The organism is Bartonella ancashensis, from assembly GCF_001281405.1.
Taxonomy (GTDB): Bacteria; Pseudomonadota; Alphaproteobacteria; order Rhizobiales; family Rhizobiaceae; genus Bartonella; species Bartonella ancashensis.
Window position 1 is genome coordinate 369,313 of sequence record NZ_CP010401.1, and the last position, 17,252, is coordinate 386,564.

Consider the following 17,252-nt stretch of genomic DNA (forward strand, 5'->3'; position numbering starts at 1 on the left):
CTTATGAAGAAGCAGCTGCAGCCAAACGCTTTCCTTTTTCAATTGCTTCATCGATCGCACCGACCATATAAAATGCCGCTTCCGGTAAATCATCATACTCGCCAGCGCACAAACCTTTAAATCCTTTAATCGTATCCGCTAAAGATACAAGCTTCCCTGGAGAACCCGTAAAAGCCTCAGCTACGTGGAATGGTTGTGAAAGGAAACGCTCAATTTTACGTGCCCGCCCCACAAGCAATTTATCTTCTTCAGATAATTCATCCATTCCAAGGATAGCGATAATATCCTGCAACGCTTTATAACGTTGCAAAATGGTCTGGACCTGGGATGCAACTTCATAATGCTCCGCACCAACTATCAATGGATCTAACATACGTGAAAAAGAATCGAGAGGATCAACCGCTGGGTAAATACCCTTTTCAGCAATCGCACGGGAAAGAACTGTCGTTGCATCCAAGTGCGCGAAAGATGTCGCCGGTGCTGGGTCAGTCAAATCATCCGCGGGAACGTAAATAGCCTGAACAGACGTAATAGAGCCCGTTTTAGTACTTGTAATACGCTCTTGCAAAGCTCCCATATCCGTTGCTAAAGTTGGTTGATACCCCACCGCAGAAGGAATTCTTCCAAGAAGCGCTGAAACTTCTGAACCTGCCTGGGTAAAACGGAAAATATTATCCACGAAGAAGAGAACATCCTGCCCTTCATCACGGAAACTTTCTGCAATTGTTAGGCCCGAAAGAGCAACACGTGCACGTGCTCCTGGTGGTTCATTCATTTGTCCATAAACGAGAGCACATTTTGATCCTTCAGCAGACCCACCATTATCCCTTGGGTTAACGTTAACACGGCTTTCGATCATTTCATAATAGAGATCATTGCCCTCTCTCGTCCGCTCACCCACACCAGCAAAAACTGAATATCCACCATGAGCTTTCGCGATATTATTAATGAGCTCCATAATTAGAACAGTTTTTCCAACACCAGCCCCACCAAATAAGCCAACCTTTCCTCCCTTAGAATAAGGGGCCAACAAGTCAACTACCTTAATTCCTGTAACCAAAATCTCTGATTCAGTTGATTGTTCTACATATTCAGGAGCAGACTGGTGAATAGAACGCGTTTTTGTTGTAGCGATAGGTCCTATTTCATCCACAGGTTCACCAATCACATTCATAATGCGTCCAAGTGTTGCCTCTCCAACAGGAACACAAATTTGCGTCCCCGTATCAAAAACTTCTTGACCACGTACAAGACCATCCGTTGTATCCATTGCAATTGTTCGAACAGTATTTTCACCCAAATGCTGAGCTACTTCTAAAACCAACCGATTCCCCAAACGATCTGTCTCTAACGCATTCAGGATATTGGGAAGCTTTCCTTCAAATTGCACATCTACAACAGCTCCAATTACCTGCGTAATCCGACCAACTTCCCCTTTAACGGCCTTTTTAACAACAGAGGAAGACTTCGCAGAAGAACGAGAAGCCTTCGGAGGCGACTTAACCTCTTCTTGAGACTTCGAAGAAGCAGCCTTTTTCACATCCGAAGAACGAACAGCTGGCTTCTTTGCTTCAACTTTTGATGCCGTTTTTTTTGATGTCGTTGCTTTTACCATCAATCCTTACCTTCTTAATTTAAAGCGCTTCAGCACCTGCAATAATTTCAATCAATTCCGTGGTGATCTGTGCCTGACGTTGACGATTATACGTTATCGTCAATTTATTAATCATCTCACCCGCATTGCGCGATGCATTATCCATAGCACTCATTTTTGCACCCATTTCACCAGCAACATTTTCAAGCAATGCTCGAAAGATTTGTACGGAAAAATTCCGCAAAACGAGCTTATTCAGAAGAGAAGTAGCATCCGGCTCATAATCATAAACGGCCGCCTGCAGCTCTCTAATTTTTTTCGTATTACCAGAAAGGCTTTTTCCTTTTTTAACAGGCTCTTCTTCTACTGTTATTGGAATCAACCCTAAAGTCATTGGACGCTGTGTTATTACCGAAACAAATTCGGAATAAAAAAGCGTACAAACATCAAAGGCACCTTCATTAAACAAATCAACAAGACGCTGGCTAATTTTTGCTGCATCAGCAAAGCTAACATGTTTAACAGAACGCAAATCAATATGATCAATCATCAATTCTTTAAAATCACGCGATAGAAGATCAGCCCCTTTTTTGCCAACGGTTAAAATTTTAACCGTCTTACCCTGAACATGAAGTTGAGAAATACGCTCACGTGCACAACGCACAATTTGCGTATTAAAAGCACCACATAGCCCGCGCTCAGAAGTGCAAACAACCAAGAGATGCACAGCATCCCTCCCTGTACCACGCATTAACAGAGGCGCTTCAACTTGCCCAATATCACGCTTTACATTAGCGACAATGGAAGCCATCCGCTGAGCATAAGGACGTGCAGATTCTGCAGCTTCTTGTGCACGATGCAACCTTGCTGCCGCAACCATTTGCATGGCCTTGGTAATTTTTTGTGTTGCCTTGACTGAAGCTATACGGTCTCTTAAATCTTTCAGCGACGCCATCTAAGCATTCCATTCACTAAGAAAAACTCTTCACAAAACAATCAAGAATAGAAACTAACTGATTCTTGATTGAATCTGTTATTTGCTTTTCAGTCCCAATTGCATTGAGAAGGTCGGGATAATCATCACGCAACAATATCAATAAACTCCGCTCAAACCGCCCTACATCAGAAACAGCCAAGGAATCAAGATAACCATTAACACCAGCAAAAATAACCACAACCTGTTCTGGCGTTGTAAGCGGTGAAAATTGCGGTTGCTTTAGCAGCTCCGTTAGACGCGCACCCCTATTTAAAAGATGCTGTGTTGAAGCATCTAAATCTGAACCAAACTGCGCAAAAGCAGCCATTTCTCTGTACTGAGCTAACTCACCTTTAATAGAACCAGCAACTTGCTTCATCGCCTTAATTTGCGCAGAAGATCCCACACGCGACACAGAAAGACCAACATTCACCGCAGGGCGTATGCCTTGGTAGAATAAATTTGTTTCTAGGAAAATTTGACCGTCCGTAATGGAAATGACATTAGTTGGAATGTATGCAGACACATCATTAGCCTGTGTCTCAATCACTGGCAACGCCGTTAAAGACCCAGAGCCATTTTCAGCATTCAACTTCGCAGCACGCTCTAAAAGACGGGAATGTAGATAAAACACATCTCCTGGATAAGCCTCACGACCTGGCGGACGACGCAAAAGCAAGGACATCTGACGATAAGCCACAGCCTGTTTTGAAAGATCATCATATCCGATCAAAGCATGCTGACCATTATCACGAAAATATTCCCCCATGGCACATCCAGCTAAAGGTGCCATAAATTGCATTGGTGCCGGATCAGACGCTGTTGCAGCAACAATGATTGAATATTCTAAAGCTCCACGCTCTTCTAAAACCTTAACAAATTGTGCAACTGTTGAGCGTTTCTGACCAACAGCAACATAAATACAATAGACCTTATCCTGGGCGTTTTCAGCGCCCTTTTCATGGAAAGGTTTTTGGTTAAGAAAAGTATCCAGCAAAATGGCTGTTTTTCCCGTTTGACGATCCCCAATAACCAACTCACGCTGACCACGGCCAATAGGAATAAGCGCATCAATAGCTTTCAGTCCTGTAGACATCGGCTCATGCACAGACTGACGCGGAATGATCCCTGGGGCTTTCACATCAACACGACGACGGTTCTTTGCCTGTAAAGGCCCTTTACCGTCAATAGGATTTCCCAATGCATCTACAACACGCCCAAGCAGTTCTGGTCCAACGGGAACATCCACAATGCTCCCAAGCCTTTGAACAGTATCACCTTCACGGATCTCCCTATCTGATCCAAAAATAACAACCCCAACATTATCCATTTCCAAATTCAGCGCCATACCACGCACACCATTGGAAAAGGAAACCATCTCACCAGCTTGAACATGATCCAAGCCATAAACACGAGCAATACCATCACCCACAGATAAAACCCGACCAATTTCTGAAAACTCAGCCTTTTGATCAAAGTTTTTAATTTGCTCTTTCAGGATTTTTGAAATTTCAGATGGTCTAATATCCATCAGCTGACCTCTTTTTTCAATGCAAGCTTAAGCGACAATAATTTTGTAATAAGGGATGCATCAACCTGATACGACCCAAAACGCACGACAAGTCCACCGAGAATCGTTGGATCAATCACTGATTGTAATATAACTTTTCCTCCAAGAATATTCTCTAAAGTCGTACATAATTTTTCTTTTTGATGAACATCCAATTGACGTGCAGAAATAACCTGCACCGAAACTTCTTTGCGAAAAGAAGCAACACGGCGCCGAAACGCATGTAAAATACCAGATAGAGCAGAAAGACGACGATTCACCGCAACAACATGCAGAAAATTGCGAACAATTTTCCCCGCACCTTCATTAGCCACTCCCATATTTTTGCAGATGGAAGTAAAGACACCAACCTGTTCTTTTGCTGAGAAGAAAGGATTTTTTAGAAAAAGCTTTAGGGCTTCATTCTGATCTAAAACAGCGTGAAAAGACACAAGAATCTTTTCCACATCATCAACACAACCGGCCTCTCGAACTAAACCAAAAAGCGCATCTGCATAGCGTTGGCTCACTAATGGTAACGATAGAAAAGAAAATGAATCCGACACGAAATCTCGCCTCTTTCCTTCGAATAGCTCTCTGAATATTGACCAGATGGAATAAATCACATACCCCAAACTCTAGGAAGCTCTTCCTAAAATCCGGAACAAAAAGACCTTTATTACCTAGCATAGACATAGCTAACGTGCAACACCACAAAGCCACGCTTTGTGAAATTTTAATAAATAATTCCAACAATCCTCAAAATTATTTACAAAAATGCTATTCATAATCCTTCTTTAAATCCATTAAAACCAATTATAGGATTGACTATTTTCTTTGAGTTAATACTGCACAAGAAAATCAAAAAATAAGATTTAACACAAGGCCACGGTCACATGACCACAACTTGTTTAAAAATAAGGAGAGATAGCCACAGCCCTCTTATTCAATGAAATGAATGCCATGGCATCAATACTGCGCATTTCTTGTTTTTCATTATTTCTTTTGAGCCCATTTTCAGAGATTAAGAGAAATACACCTTTTTCTCACCTCTCCCCCTCCGCATATTAACCACCCTTAACGCCAGCAATGTTGTTGTTCAAAACGTTAGCAATATTACTATTTAAAAAGGTGAAAGCGAAGGCATCCACGATAACACCCCCTTTTGGAAAAAACTAACCTAACTTTCAAGATTCACATTCTTTCAGGATTCACATTTTTCTCTGAGTCCTTTTTTGATATCCTCAGATAATAAAGCCAATTTGGTCATATCCGCTTCGTGAAACGTATCAAAAACTGATCCTGTTATTTTTTCTCCGAACTGAGATAACAATAAGTCCATTTTGAAGCTCTCATCAGCTAAACGAGCAACCATCACATCCTCTGAAAGATTGAGAAGAACGCCCTTTTCCATAATTTGATAGTAAGCATGTAAATTTTTTAAAACCTGTTCCGTAAGCGGCCCAATTTTCGGGGTTTCTGTATGTTGAAAACTAAGCATCTTATTGAAATCTACAATGTCACGCACGAGCACATCATGATAAGAGGTAATATATTGGTAGATCAATTGCCGTGCATTATTAACTGGAGAACCACAAAGAGCAGCCATCATTTGCTTTGGAGCCGCAATCATAGGCTTGAATATTTTGTACGACTCTCTGACCAATTTGTAAGAAAAAATGAATGCCGTGGCATCAATATTGCGCATTTCTTGTTTTTCGTTATCTCGAATAACTTTTGTTACCGACGAATGTGCTAATCCTCCCGATATACAGAAAAAACAGAGCACACCAAGAACAAGAAACCTTATTATCTCAGCCAAATCATTCCCCTTCTGCCAATCGTTTCTCTTTTATGAAACACCTTGATGAATGCATCCATTCTCTTAATCTTTTTTATAAAAAGCTTTGTGGATCAATGTCAATCTGCACCCGCACTACACTTGGCATTTTTGGTGCTTGAGCAAGCATAGTTTGAATAAATCCTTGCATATCAAAAGAACGTGGCCCATGCAGTAAAAGCCGAAAGCGGTAACGCCCACGGACCATTGCCAATGGCGCCTCTGCAGGCCCCATCAAGGATACATTCTGCACAACCGGGGCAGCTTGACGTAAAACACGGGCATAATTTTCTGCAATTTTGCGCATTTTTGAAGATATAATCAATGCCGCAAACCGCCCATAAGGTGGTAAATAATGCTTCTGACGAACGGCAAGCTCACGCACATAAAAATCATCACGCTGTTGCAAAAGCAGGGCTTGTATAACAGGATGGTCTGGTTGATAAGTTTGCAATAACCCCAAACTATCCAACCCCATACGTCCTGCTCTTCCTGTTACCTGAGACAAAAGCTGAAATGTCCGTTCTCCTGCTCGTAAATCACCATTGGCAAGGCTAAGATCAGCATCAATCACTCCAACCAAAGAAAGCCCCGGAAAGTGATGTCCCTTCGCCACTAATTGTGTCCCGATAATAATATCAACAGTTCCATTTGTTATTGATTCTAATTCACGACGTAATTGCCCAACACCCCCTTTTAAATCCGTTGATAAGATCAATAATCGCGCCTGCGGGAAGAGCTTTTGTGTTTCTTCAGCGATACGCTCCACCCCAGGCCCACAAGCAGCTAAATGATCAAGTGTTCCACATTCACAGCACGCCTCTGGAATAGGTTGACAATGCCCACAATGATGACATTTGAGACAGCCCTGCAAACGGTGTTCTACTAACCAGCTTGAACACTCCATACAATGAAACCTATAACCACAAATTCGACATAAGGTTAAGGGAGCATAGCCACGTCTGTTAAGAAAGAGGAGAGATTGTTCCCCTTTATCAAGGGTTTGTTTGAGTGCATCTTCAAGAGCAAAAGAAATAAAGCGTCCTTTCCCCACCCCTCCTTTCCGCATATCAACTGCCTTCAACGTCGGCAATGCAGCTGCTTGAAAACGTGAAGACAAGTGCACGCGCTGGTAGCGCCCCCACAAAACATTCACTTGGCTTTCAACTGAAGGGGTTGCAGACGATAAAATAACAGGGCACTGTTCAAAAGAACCCCGTGCAACCGCCATATCACGCGCATGATAAAAAATACGTTCTTCTTGCTTGTAAGCGCTATCATGTTCTTCATCAACAACAATGAGTCCAAGATTTTGAAAAGGTAAAAAAAGTGCCGAGCGCGCGCCGGCGACAATACGAACATGCCCTTCTGCAACTTGCCGCCACACACGTTCCCGACGACGCGGAGCTAAATCTGAATGCCATTCAGCAGCTAAAGCCCCAAAACGTGCGTGAAACCTATCTAAAAATTGTTGTGTTAAGGCGATTTCTGGAAGCAAAATTAAAATTTGCTTTCCCTCTCTTAGCGCTTGAGCCACTGCCTCAAAATAAACCTCTGTTTTTCCTGAACCTGTTACACCATCAAGGAGGAATACTTGAAATCGTGAAGAGGATACACCCTCCTGCAAAAAGACTGCTGCTGCTTTTTGATCTCCCTCTAAAATAGGCGGACAAAAATCAGGATTAGCCTGCGCTACAAGAGGAGATATCGGCAAAACAGCTTCTTCCAATACTCCAAGTGCCTTTAACCCTTCAACAACAGAAGGAGAAGTTCCAGCTGCATGTGCAAGACCAGAACGTGTCCACACCGCTCCATCACGGACTAACTCTAAAACACGTAATCGAGCAGCAGTTAAACGCTCAACCTCTCCTCCACAATAACGCAAACCAACGCCCTGTTCTTCAGGGTCTAAAGCAGCAGGAACACAAAGAACCAACCGTGCAATAAGACCGAGCGGAGTCATCGTATATTGACTAACAAAACGCAAAAAAGCAATCGTTTCAGCCTTTAAAGCCGGACAATTAAAAACACGGGAAATCGCACGTAACTTATCATAAGAGACAGGCTTTTCATCACCAGAAATATGTGTATCAACTGACACAACAAAACCACAAAGAGTCCTTCCCGCAACGGGAACCTGAACAAAGGAACCAACTCCTACCTCTGTAGCAGAAGAAACCTTGTAACTATAAGCATGAGACACAGGAATCGGTACTAAAACTGAAACAATTTTTATTTCTGACACGTCTGATTTTACCTTGTATCACTGCATTATTTTTTGCGCTTCATCAGGTTTTAAACCCTCATTTGAATATGAAGGTACCTGCTCTTAACACTTCTTTTTCATACAAATCGATCCCTATCTGTCCTTCTTCATCACCAATAGAGATTGATCCAAAATTTAACTTATAGTGTGCAATACAGCTATAGCTCTTCTCTTCATGCTTTTATTCACAATTATCCCATAACGCACAAACATAGATAAATTCATCTCTTGCTTTCACACTCAAGAATAGCGCATAAAACGATTTTAATGTGAGTCATCAGGTAACTTTCAATATTAAAGGCTTTAAATTCATCAAGGAGGCCAAGAATGAAATTTTTTGTGGATAGTGCGAATTGTGAAGATATCCAAGAATTACAAAATCTAGGCTTGGTTGACGGTGTCACGACGAACCCTTCTCTTATTCTGAAATCTGGACGCCATATTCTTGAAGTGACACGAGAAATTTGCTCACTCGTCCAAGGGCCTGTTTCTGCTGAAGTAACCGCAACAGACTTTGATACAATGATGAAAGAAGCAGATATTTTAGCAAAAATTGCTGAGAATATTTGTATCAAACTTCCCTTAACATTTGATGGGCTAAAAGCATGCAAAGCCCTTACAGAAAGAGGGTTAAAAACAAATCTTACTCTTTGTTTTTCTGCTACTCAGGCTTTGTTAGCAGCTAAGGCCGGTGCTACATTTGTTTCACCTTTTGTCGGAAGATTAGATGACTGTGGAATAAATGGTCTGGAATTGCTACACGATATCCGCACTATTTATGATAATTATGGGTTTTCTACACAAATTTTGGCAGCATCCATCCGTACGGTCACACATGTAAAGGAGGCCGCATTAAGTGGGGCTGACGTTGTAACAGTCCCACCAAAAATTTTAAAAGACCTAGTGTCACATCCTCTAACGGATAAAGGATTACAAATATTTTTAACAGACTGGGCTAAAACAGGCCAAAAGATTGCTTAAACCCTGCTCTAAAACCGCGCAAGCTCTCTGCTAAGCTGCATAAAAATTTGTTCAGCCAATTCTTCGGCTACACGTTTTTTTGCGTCACTTTCAGACTGCTGTGTCCCATGATTTTGAAAAAAATGACGATATTGGGCACTCGTCTTTACTGTCCCTCGCGCTACAACAAGATTTCTCACTTTATCCTCTAAGACATAAGAAGCCTGACCCCGCATTATGCCAACGGGACCTTGTTTCATTGCTTCCATTGCCAGACCTTGTTTCATTTTTTCCATCGTCAATTCACCACCTCCCCACAGAGACAGTTCTCCAGAAACAGATGTTTTTAGGGATAATTTATACACCGGCACTATAGGGCCTCCCCCTTTTTCATAGATAAGAAAAAGTATACGATTGCGTACCATTTGACCAAAACGATCAAGAGGTTCATCAACCACAATTGATGCAAGCTTTGTGGAAAAACTTGGTGAAATAAATATCGGAGGACCTTCCCTTATAACAGAAGTTGTTACTGTCTCCCTTACAATTTCTTGGTGGTAAAGAGGCTCAATAATGCAGCCAGAAAACAGCATCAATATCCATGCATAAAGGATTAAAGAACGTAAGTTAGAAAACGACATTGACAATCCTCTTTGGCACAATAACAATTTTCTTAATTGACTGTTTTACTAATAGTGCTTGAACAAAATCAAGTGCAAGAACAGCATGTTCAATAGCCTTTTGATCAGCTTCCGCAGGAACAATTACACTTCCCCGTTTTTTACCATTAACCTGCACTGGCAAAGTAATAAAATCTTCAACAATTAAAACCTTATTATAAATAGGCCAAGACAGCTCTGATACAAGTGTTTTCCCTCCTAAAATCGCATAACATTCCTCTGCCAAATGTGGCATCATAGGTGCAATCATAATGCAGAAAAAATCCATCGCTTGACGTAAAGCAGACTTCATCTCATCATCAAGCTTATCTGCCATATTTGAAAATGGCGCTATTACATTCAATAACTCGTATAAACGAGCAACAGACCTATTGAACGCCAGCTTTTCCAGGTCATCCTCAACGGCACAAAGCGTGCGGTGCACTGCCTTTGATAGCTCCAAGGCTTCTCCTTTTTTACCCTCACATGGCATTACTTCCTTCAGTACAGGAGCACTCAATGCAACACAACGCCAAACACGTTGTATGAAGCGATAAGCTCCTTCAATCCCTGCTTCTGACCAAATAACATCACGTTCAGGAGGAGAGTCTGACAACATAAACCAACGCACTGTATCAGCACCATAGGAAGCAATAATCTCATCAGGATCAATTACATTCTTTTTTGATTTTGACATTTTTTCGATTGAACCGATCGCCACCTCACTTTGATCAGTTAGTTTATAGGCGCAACGTTTCCCATCCTTTTCCACAATTTCCACTTCTTCTGGAGACACCCACCCTTGAGTATCACGGTAAGTTTCGTGAACAACCATGCCTTGCGTAAAAAGCCCTTTAAATGGCTCATCCACAAAAGTATGGCCAGTTAATTTCATGGCACGCATAAAAAAGCGAGCATATAAGAGATGTAAAACAGCATGCTCAATTCCCCCGATATATTGCTGAACGGGAAGCCATTGAGCTGTTATTGCTGGATCTGTTGGCCCTTGCGCCCAGGGAGCAGTGAAGCGAGCATAATACCAAGAGGAATCAACGAAAGTGTCCATTGTATCGGTTTCACGCTTGGCCGACTTGCCACAAGATGGGCAAGTCACCGCTTTCCATGAATCATGGCGTGAAAGAGGATTACCAGGTTGATCAAAAGTAACATCCTCAGGTAGAATAACTGGTAAATCATTTTGCGGAACAGGCACAACCCCACAATCAGCACAGTGAATCATAGGAATTGGGCACCCCCAATAACGTTGTCGTGAAATACCCCAATCACGCAGCCGAAACTGTACTGTTTTTTCCCCTTGAGGTCGATCATTTAGAATTTGCTTTTCAAGATGTTGCGCTACCTTCTCAAAAGCTTCCTTTGGTGTGAGTCCGTTTAAAAACCCCGAATTAATCATCACGCCATCACCAGTATATGCGGTTTCAGAAATTGTGAAACCGGCATCCTCTCCCTCAGGCAACACTACCGCGCACACAGGCAAACCATATTTACAGGCGAAATCCAAATCCCTTTGATCATGAGCGGGACATCCAAAAATAGCCCCTGTCCCGTAATCCATTAAAACAAAGTTAGCGATATAAACAGGAAGCCGAATTGCTGAATCTAATGGATGAACAGCCAAAATTTTAGTTAAAAAACCTTCTTTTTCTACTGTTTCCAATGCTTCTGTTGTTGTACTTCTGCAACGGCAACTTTCAATAAAACGACTCAGCTCTTGATCTTTTTGTGCTAATTTTTGCGCTAGAGGATGGTCCACAGAAAGAGCTAAAAAAGAGGCCCCAAACAAAGTATCAGGACGCGTTGAATAGCAGGTAATTTCATCAAATTCTTCACATAAATCTTCTGCCTGAGTTTTATCTAGAGCCCAGCGAATGAAAAGTCCTTGAGATTTACCTATCCAATTTTTTTGCATGACACGAACTTTTTCTGGCCATGCTTCAAGCCCTTCAAGACTTTTCAACAAATCATCACTAAAATCAGTAATTTTAAAGAACCACTGAGTCAATTCGCGCTGTTCAACCAGCGCACCAGAACGCCAACCACGACCATCCACCACTTGTTCATTTGCTAAAACTGTTTGATCAACAGGATCCCAGTTCACCTTGGCAACTTTACGTACCACAAGCCCTTTTTTATAAAGGTCTAAAAAGAGCATTTGTTGGCGATGATAATAGCTCACATCACATGTTGCAAATTCACGCGACCAATCTAAAGAGAGTCCTAGCTGCTTTAACTGCTGACGCATAACTGCAATATTTCTTTCAGTCCAAATTTTTGGATGCACCTTGTTCTGCATAGCTGCATTTTCAGCCGGCATACCAAACGCATCCCACCCCATGGGATGAAGAACATTAAATCCTTTTGCACGTTTATAACGCGCAATAACATCCCCCATCGTATAATTGCGCACATGCCCCATATGAATGCGACCAGAGGGATAGGGAAACATTTCTAGAACGTAATATTTCTCACCTTCATCTTCATGAGTGGTTTGAAAAATCTTCTTTTCATCCCAAACAGCTTGCCACTTTTGTTCTTGTGCACGTGCGTTATAGCGTTCAACTACCATCTCTATTATACTCTATCACCATACATTAAATAAAAAGCTCCTTAGCATCACCATGGATTAACATTATCGTCAACATTTTCAATGAAAATTGTAACAAGCTTTTATCAGTAATAACCTGAATCATAAAAAACGGAAAGCATAAGATCATGAATGAGATCGTCCCCTCTTCTCTCGAAGCATGGAGAAATATTCAACAAGAGATTGCTCAGACCTGTAAAGAATATCACCGCTCTGTTGATGATGTTCAATTAATTGCCGTTTCCAAAACAGTTTCTGCAGAAAAAATCATTCCCCTTTTACAAGCAGGGCACTCTTTCTTTGCCGAAAACCGCGTGCAAGAAGCTGCACAAAAATGGCCCCCCTTGCGCCAACAATTTCACACTCTTGAACTTCATTTAATTGGCCCTTTACAGTCCAACAAAACAGCAGAGGCTGTTAAAACTTTTGATGTTATTCAAACTGTTGATCGAGATAAAATAGCCCAAAATCTAGCAGAAGAAATGTGCAAACAAAAAAAATCTCTCCCTTGCTATCTTCAAGTTAATATCGGGCTAGAAACACAAAAAAGTGGTCTTGCACCGCAGGAAGTAATATCCTTTGCAAACCGATGCAAAAATCATCATGGACTTAATGTTATAGGTTTAATGGCTATTCCCCCATTACACAAAAATCCTGGACCTTATTTTGCCCTTCTGGCAAAATTGGCCAAAGAAGCGAACTTGTCAAAACTTTCCATGGGCATGTCAAATGATTTTAAAATCGCCCTTCAATTCAACTCTAATGTCCTGCGTATTGGTTCAGCTTTGTTTGGACAACGCCCTCTTTGAACAGTCCTTCTTTTCACCCTCTGTTCCCCTTGTTGCTCGTAGAAAATAAAAGGAAAATAAGCTAGCTACTTTTTCCATTTTACTGAAAATCTCTGTATGAGAACCTGTGAAAAAAGTCGTTGATTGCAAAGTTCTTATTCTAGCAATTAAACCTATCAGAACATCCTACCAAATATAATCTTGCAAAATTTAAAATTTACTTTTCAAGACGCTATAGTGTAATCTGGGCAGAAAAAATGAAAGAGGGGAAAATGCATGCCCAATAAGATCTATCAAATACCAAGTGATATCGAAAAAAGTGCTTTAATTAACCAAGAAACTTATCAACAATGGTATCAAGAAAGCATCAAGGATCCAGAAAGATTTTGGGCAAAACATGGTCAGCGTATTGAATGGTTTAAGCCCTACACAAAAGTCAAAAATACATCTTTTGATGATACAGTTTCAATTAAATGGTACGAGGATGGAACCACAAATGTCGCCTATAATTGCATTGACCGCCATCTAAAAGACCGTGGAAACCAAATCGCACTGATTTGGGAAAGTGATAACCCCTATCACGATAAGAAGATAACCTATCGTGAACTTTATGAAAATGTATGTCGTTTTGCCAATATTTTAAAAAATCGAGGAATTAAAAAAGGAGATAGAGTTACCATCTACCTTCCTATGATTCCTGAAGCAGCTTACGCTATGTTGGCTTGTGCTCGCATTGGTGCTGTCCATTCGGTTATTTTTGCTGGCTTTTCTCCTGAAGCCATAGCAGGCCGTATCGTTGATGGAGAATCAACCTTTATCATCACCGCTGATCAAGCTGTGCGTGGTAATAAGGTCGTTAATTTAAAAGAAAATGTAGATCGGGCTATCGACATCGCAGCAGGACAAAATATGCATGTCACTCAAGTCATGGTCGTTCAGCGCACAAGCCAACCAATAAATTGGGTTGAAGAACGTGACTTCTGGTACCACAAAGAAATACCTCATGTGACAGCTGATTGCCCACCGGAAGAAATGAACGCTGAAGACCCTCTTTTTATTCTTTACACTTCAGGATCAACAGGAAAACCGAAGGGTGTTTTGCACACAACAGCTGGTTATCTTGTCTATAGTTCAATGACCCACCAATATGTTTTTGATTATCGTCCCGGTGAAATTTACTGGTGTACAGCTGATGTCGGCTGGATTACTGGCCATTCTTACCTTATTTATGGTCCCTTATGTAACGGTGCAACAACTTTAATGTTTGAAGGTACACCCTCCTTCCCTGATCAGGGACGATTCTGGGATATTGTGGATAAACATAAGGTTAATACGCTATATACAGCACCAACAGCAATCCGCTCTCTTATGGGTGCAGGAGATGAATTCGTCACAAGATCCGCAAGAACGTCTTTGCGCCTCTTGGGAACGGTGGGAGAGCCTATCAATCCAGAAGCGTGGAAATGGCTCTATAATACGGTTGGTGAAAGCCGTTGCCCTATTCTTGATACATGGTGGCAAACAGAAACAGGGGGCCATATGATTACTCCCTTACCTGGTGCTACAAAACTTAAAGCAGGCTCTGCTACGCATCCCTTTTTTGGCGTTCAACTACAACTTGTTGATTCTAAAGGAAATATTTTAGAAGGAGAAGCTGAAGGTAATCTCTGTATTGTCGATTCATGGCCTGGCCAAATGCGAACTCTTTACAATAATCATAAACGCTTTGTGGAATCTTATTTTTCAACCTATAAAGGAAAATATTTCACAGGCGATGGATGTCGGCGTGATAGTGATGGATATTATTGGATTACAGGACGTGTCGATGATATTCTTAATGTCTCTGGACATAGACTAGGAACTGCTGAAATTGAATCGGCACTTGTTGCACATCCTTCTGTTTCAGAAGCAGCCGTTGTGGGGTATCCCCACCCCATTAAAGGGCAAGGCATTTACAGCTTTGTAAGCTTAATGACAAAAGTAAAACCTAGTGAAGCGCTCCATCAAGAACTCATTGATTATGTGAGGCAAGAAATCGGCCCCATAGCCACACCAGATCAAATTCAATTTTCTTCTCACTTACCCAAAACACGATCAGGAAAAATTATGCGGCGAATCTTACGCAAAATAGCTGCAAATGATTTTAAAGATTTAGGAGATACATCAACTCTTGCTGATCCACAAATTGTCGATGATCTTATTGCTAATCGACAAAATAAGGAGAAAATCACTTAATGCATAAATTTTTTACGCCATTTAAGCCAAAATTTATAAAAAATTCTGTGCTTTTTTAAAAAAAGAAGAAAATATTAAACAAATATACTTAGAGCGTCGAAGAAACAAAGAGGCTGATAAGTTAGATAATTAAAGACAATGAGAATTAAAAGTGATTCGTTTTGAGAATGTTGGTCTGCGTTATGGAATGGGGCCCGAAATATTGCGTGACATGAATTTTCATATTCCTCGCGGCTCTTTCCAATTTCTAACAGGAGCTTCAGGAGCTGGAAAAACATCCCTGATGCGTCTCATGTTTTTGACCATCAAACAAACGCGTGGTCATATTGATTTATTTGGAAAAGATACAGCACTGCTCAAACGACAGGAGCTTCCTTCTTTACGACAACGTATCGGTGTTGTTTCTCAAGATTTTCGTCTACTCGACCACATGACAGCCTATGAAAATGTCTCTTTGCCTTTACATATTAAAGGACAAGAGGAAGCAGCTTACCGCCATGAAGTGGAAGATCTTCTCCGATGGGTTGGTCTTGGTAATCACATCCATGTTTTACCCCCCATTCTTTCAGGAGGAGAAAAACAGCGACTCGCTATTGCACGTGCACTTATTAGTCGGCCTGATATTCTCCTTGCTGACGAACCAACCGGCAATGTTGATCCACCTTTGGCAAAACGCCTTTTACGCTTATTCATTGAATTAAACCGTCTTGGTACAGCAATAGTCATAGCGACGCATGATATCTCCTTGATGGAACAAGTCAAAGCACGCCGCATGATTCTGCAAGATGGACGGATGGTTATTTATGAATAAATTTTTACCCATTTCTGACTTTAAAAAACTTATTTATAAGCGCAAAAGCACAACAAGATCAGCTATTATTCCGAGTAGTAATATATCTGGGCAAGCCTTGGTTGCTGTCATTGCTATTATGACATTTCTTTCAAGTTTGGCTCTCAGTAGTGTCGACTTGGTGCAGCGTGCAACCCATAACTGGAGCAACCAGATCAATCGTGAAGCGACAATTCAAATACGCCCCGTTGATAAAATTGATATTGAACAAAATTTAAAAAATGCTGTTCAATTAGTACAAACATTTCGTGGTGTACAAAAAGCTACAATCGTTGATCAAAATTCTACAAAAAAATTGCTCGAACCATGGCTTGGAACAGATCTATCCTTTGACAAATTACTGCTTCCTCGTCTGATAATTGTTACGCTAGAAGAAGGCAAAAACATCGATTTCCAGGCTATTCACAAAGCTGTTAAAGAAAAAATACCAGGAGGCCGATTTAATGACCACCGCTTCTGGATCCACCATTTCACTACAATGGCACAGACAACTATCTTGATTAGCTTTACAATTTTAGCGTTAATTCTGGGATCATTGATGCTGACTATTATCTTCGCAACACGTAATGCTCTAGCAGAAAATGTGCATATTGTTAATGTCTTACACTTCATTGGTACCCAAAACATCTTCATTGCCCAACAATTTGACAAACATTTTTTCAAAACTGCGCTTCGTGGTGCTTTGTATGGTGGTGTTACAGGTGTTTTCTTTTTTCACATTTTTTCACTTTGGATACACCGTACTTTAGGAACTGTTGAAACAAATCAAATTCTTGCTTTATTTGGATATTTTTCAATCAATATGAGCACATATATTAAGATTATTATGCTTATTTTCTCTATTTCTCTCCTCACAATACTCACAAGCCGGATGACTATCTTAAGACAATTGAAAAAAATGGATCAATATGACGATGGACTATTTTAACA

At 41.0% G+C, this 17,252-nt stretch carries 13 protein-coding genes; 5 read left to right on the forward strand and 8 right to left on the reverse strand.

The annotated features are described in order from the left end of the window. Window position 1: 1 nt before the first annotated feature. The 6 genes from atpD to PU02_RS01670 form a co-directional block, all read right to left on the reverse strand. On the reverse strand, window positions 2–1,615 hold the full coding sequence (gene atpD, locus PU02_RS01645) for a F0F1 ATP synthase subunit beta (protein WP_053943791.1): 1,614 nt from the start codon (window positions 1,613–1,615) through the stop codon (window positions 2–4). A 19-nt stretch (window positions 1,616–1,634) separates the two neighbouring features. Next, entirely contained in the window at window positions 1,635–2,549 is a 915-nt protein-coding gene (locus tag PU02_RS01650) for a F0F1 ATP synthase subunit gamma (protein ID WP_053943792.1), read from the reverse strand. Window positions 2,550–2,565: 16 nt separating this feature from the next. Next, window positions 2,566–4,101 (reverse strand): F0F1 ATP synthase subunit alpha, encoded by a 1,536-nt coding sequence (gene atpA / locus PU02_RS01655; RefSeq protein ID WP_053943793.1) that lies wholly within the window; start codon window positions 4,099–4,101, stop codon window positions 2,566–2,568. Continuing rightward, on the reverse strand, window positions 4,101–4,685 hold the full coding sequence (gene atpH / locus PU02_RS01660) for an ATP synthase F1 subunit delta (RefSeq protein WP_053943794.1): 585 nt from the start codon (window positions 4,683–4,685) through the stop codon (window positions 4,101–4,103). The genes atpA and atpH overlap by 1 nt, the downstream gene beginning before the upstream one ends. Window positions 4,686–5,323: 638 nt before the next feature. Further along, on the reverse strand, window positions 5,324–5,941 hold the full coding sequence (locus tag PU02_RS01665; RefSeq protein WP_053943795.1) for a hypothetical protein: 618 nt from the start codon (window positions 5,939–5,941) through the stop codon (window positions 5,324–5,326). Window positions 5,942–6,014: 73 nt separating this feature from the next. Continuing rightward, window positions 6,015–8,204, reverse strand: a complete 2,190-nt coding sequence (locus PU02_RS01670) for a primosomal protein N' (protein ID WP_053943796.1) — start codon at window positions 8,202–8,204, stop codon at window positions 6,015–6,017. 348 nt (window positions 8,205–8,552) lie between these two features. On the opposite strand from PU02_RS01670, the gene fsa reads away from it, so the two are divergent. Further along, window positions 8,553–9,206: a fructose-6-phosphate aldolase gene (gene fsa / locus PU02_RS01675; protein ID WP_053943797.1), complete on the forward strand. Its 654-nt coding sequence runs from the start codon at window positions 8,553–8,555 to the stop codon at window positions 9,204–9,206. Between the two features lie 8 nt (window positions 9,207–9,214). On the opposite strand, the gene PU02_RS01680 is transcribed toward fsa, so the two are convergent. After that, window positions 9,215–9,826, reverse strand: a complete 612-nt coding sequence (locus tag PU02_RS01680) for a hypothetical protein (RefSeq protein ID WP_053943798.1) — start codon at window positions 9,824–9,826, stop codon at window positions 9,215–9,217. Beyond that, window positions 9,813–12,431 carry a leucine--tRNA ligase gene (gene leuS, locus PU02_RS01685; protein WP_053943799.1) on the reverse strand — a complete coding sequence of 873 codons (2,619 nt, stop codon included), beginning with the start codon at window positions 12,429–12,431 and terminating at the stop codon, window positions 9,813–9,815. Before leuS ends, PU02_RS01680 begins: the two co-directional genes overlap by 14 nt. A 146-nt stretch (window positions 12,432–12,577) precedes the next feature. Between leuS and PU02_RS01690 the strand changes: the two genes are divergently transcribed. The 4 genes from PU02_RS01690 to PU02_RS01705 all read left to right on the forward strand — a co-directional run bounded on the left by PU02_RS01690 (window position 12,578) and on the right by PU02_RS01705 (window position 17,250). Further along, a complete protein-coding gene (locus PU02_RS01690; RefSeq protein ID WP_053943800.1) occupies window positions 12,578–13,258 on the forward strand; it encodes a YggS family pyridoxal phosphate-dependent enzyme in 681 nt (226 codons plus the stop codon). Window positions 13,259–13,513: 255 nt separating this feature from the next. Then, window positions 13,514–15,472 carry an acetate--CoA ligase gene (acs, locus tag PU02_RS01695; RefSeq protein ID WP_053943801.1) on the forward strand — a complete coding sequence of 653 codons (1,959 nt, stop codon included), beginning with the start codon at window positions 13,514–13,516 and terminating at the stop codon, window positions 15,470–15,472. Between the two features lie 151 nt (window positions 15,473–15,623). Next, window positions 15,624–16,283: a cell division ATP-binding protein FtsE gene (gene ftsE / locus PU02_RS01700; protein WP_053943802.1), complete on the forward strand. Its 660-nt coding sequence runs from the start codon at window positions 15,624–15,626 to the stop codon at window positions 16,281–16,283. Beyond that, window positions 16,276–17,250, forward strand: coding sequence for a cell division protein FtsX (locus PU02_RS01705; RefSeq protein ID WP_053944618.1), 975 nt, complete (start codon window positions 16,276–16,278; stop codon window positions 17,248–17,250). Before ftsE ends, PU02_RS01705 begins: the two co-directional genes overlap by 8 nt. Window positions 17,251–17,252 lie beyond the last annotated feature (2 nt).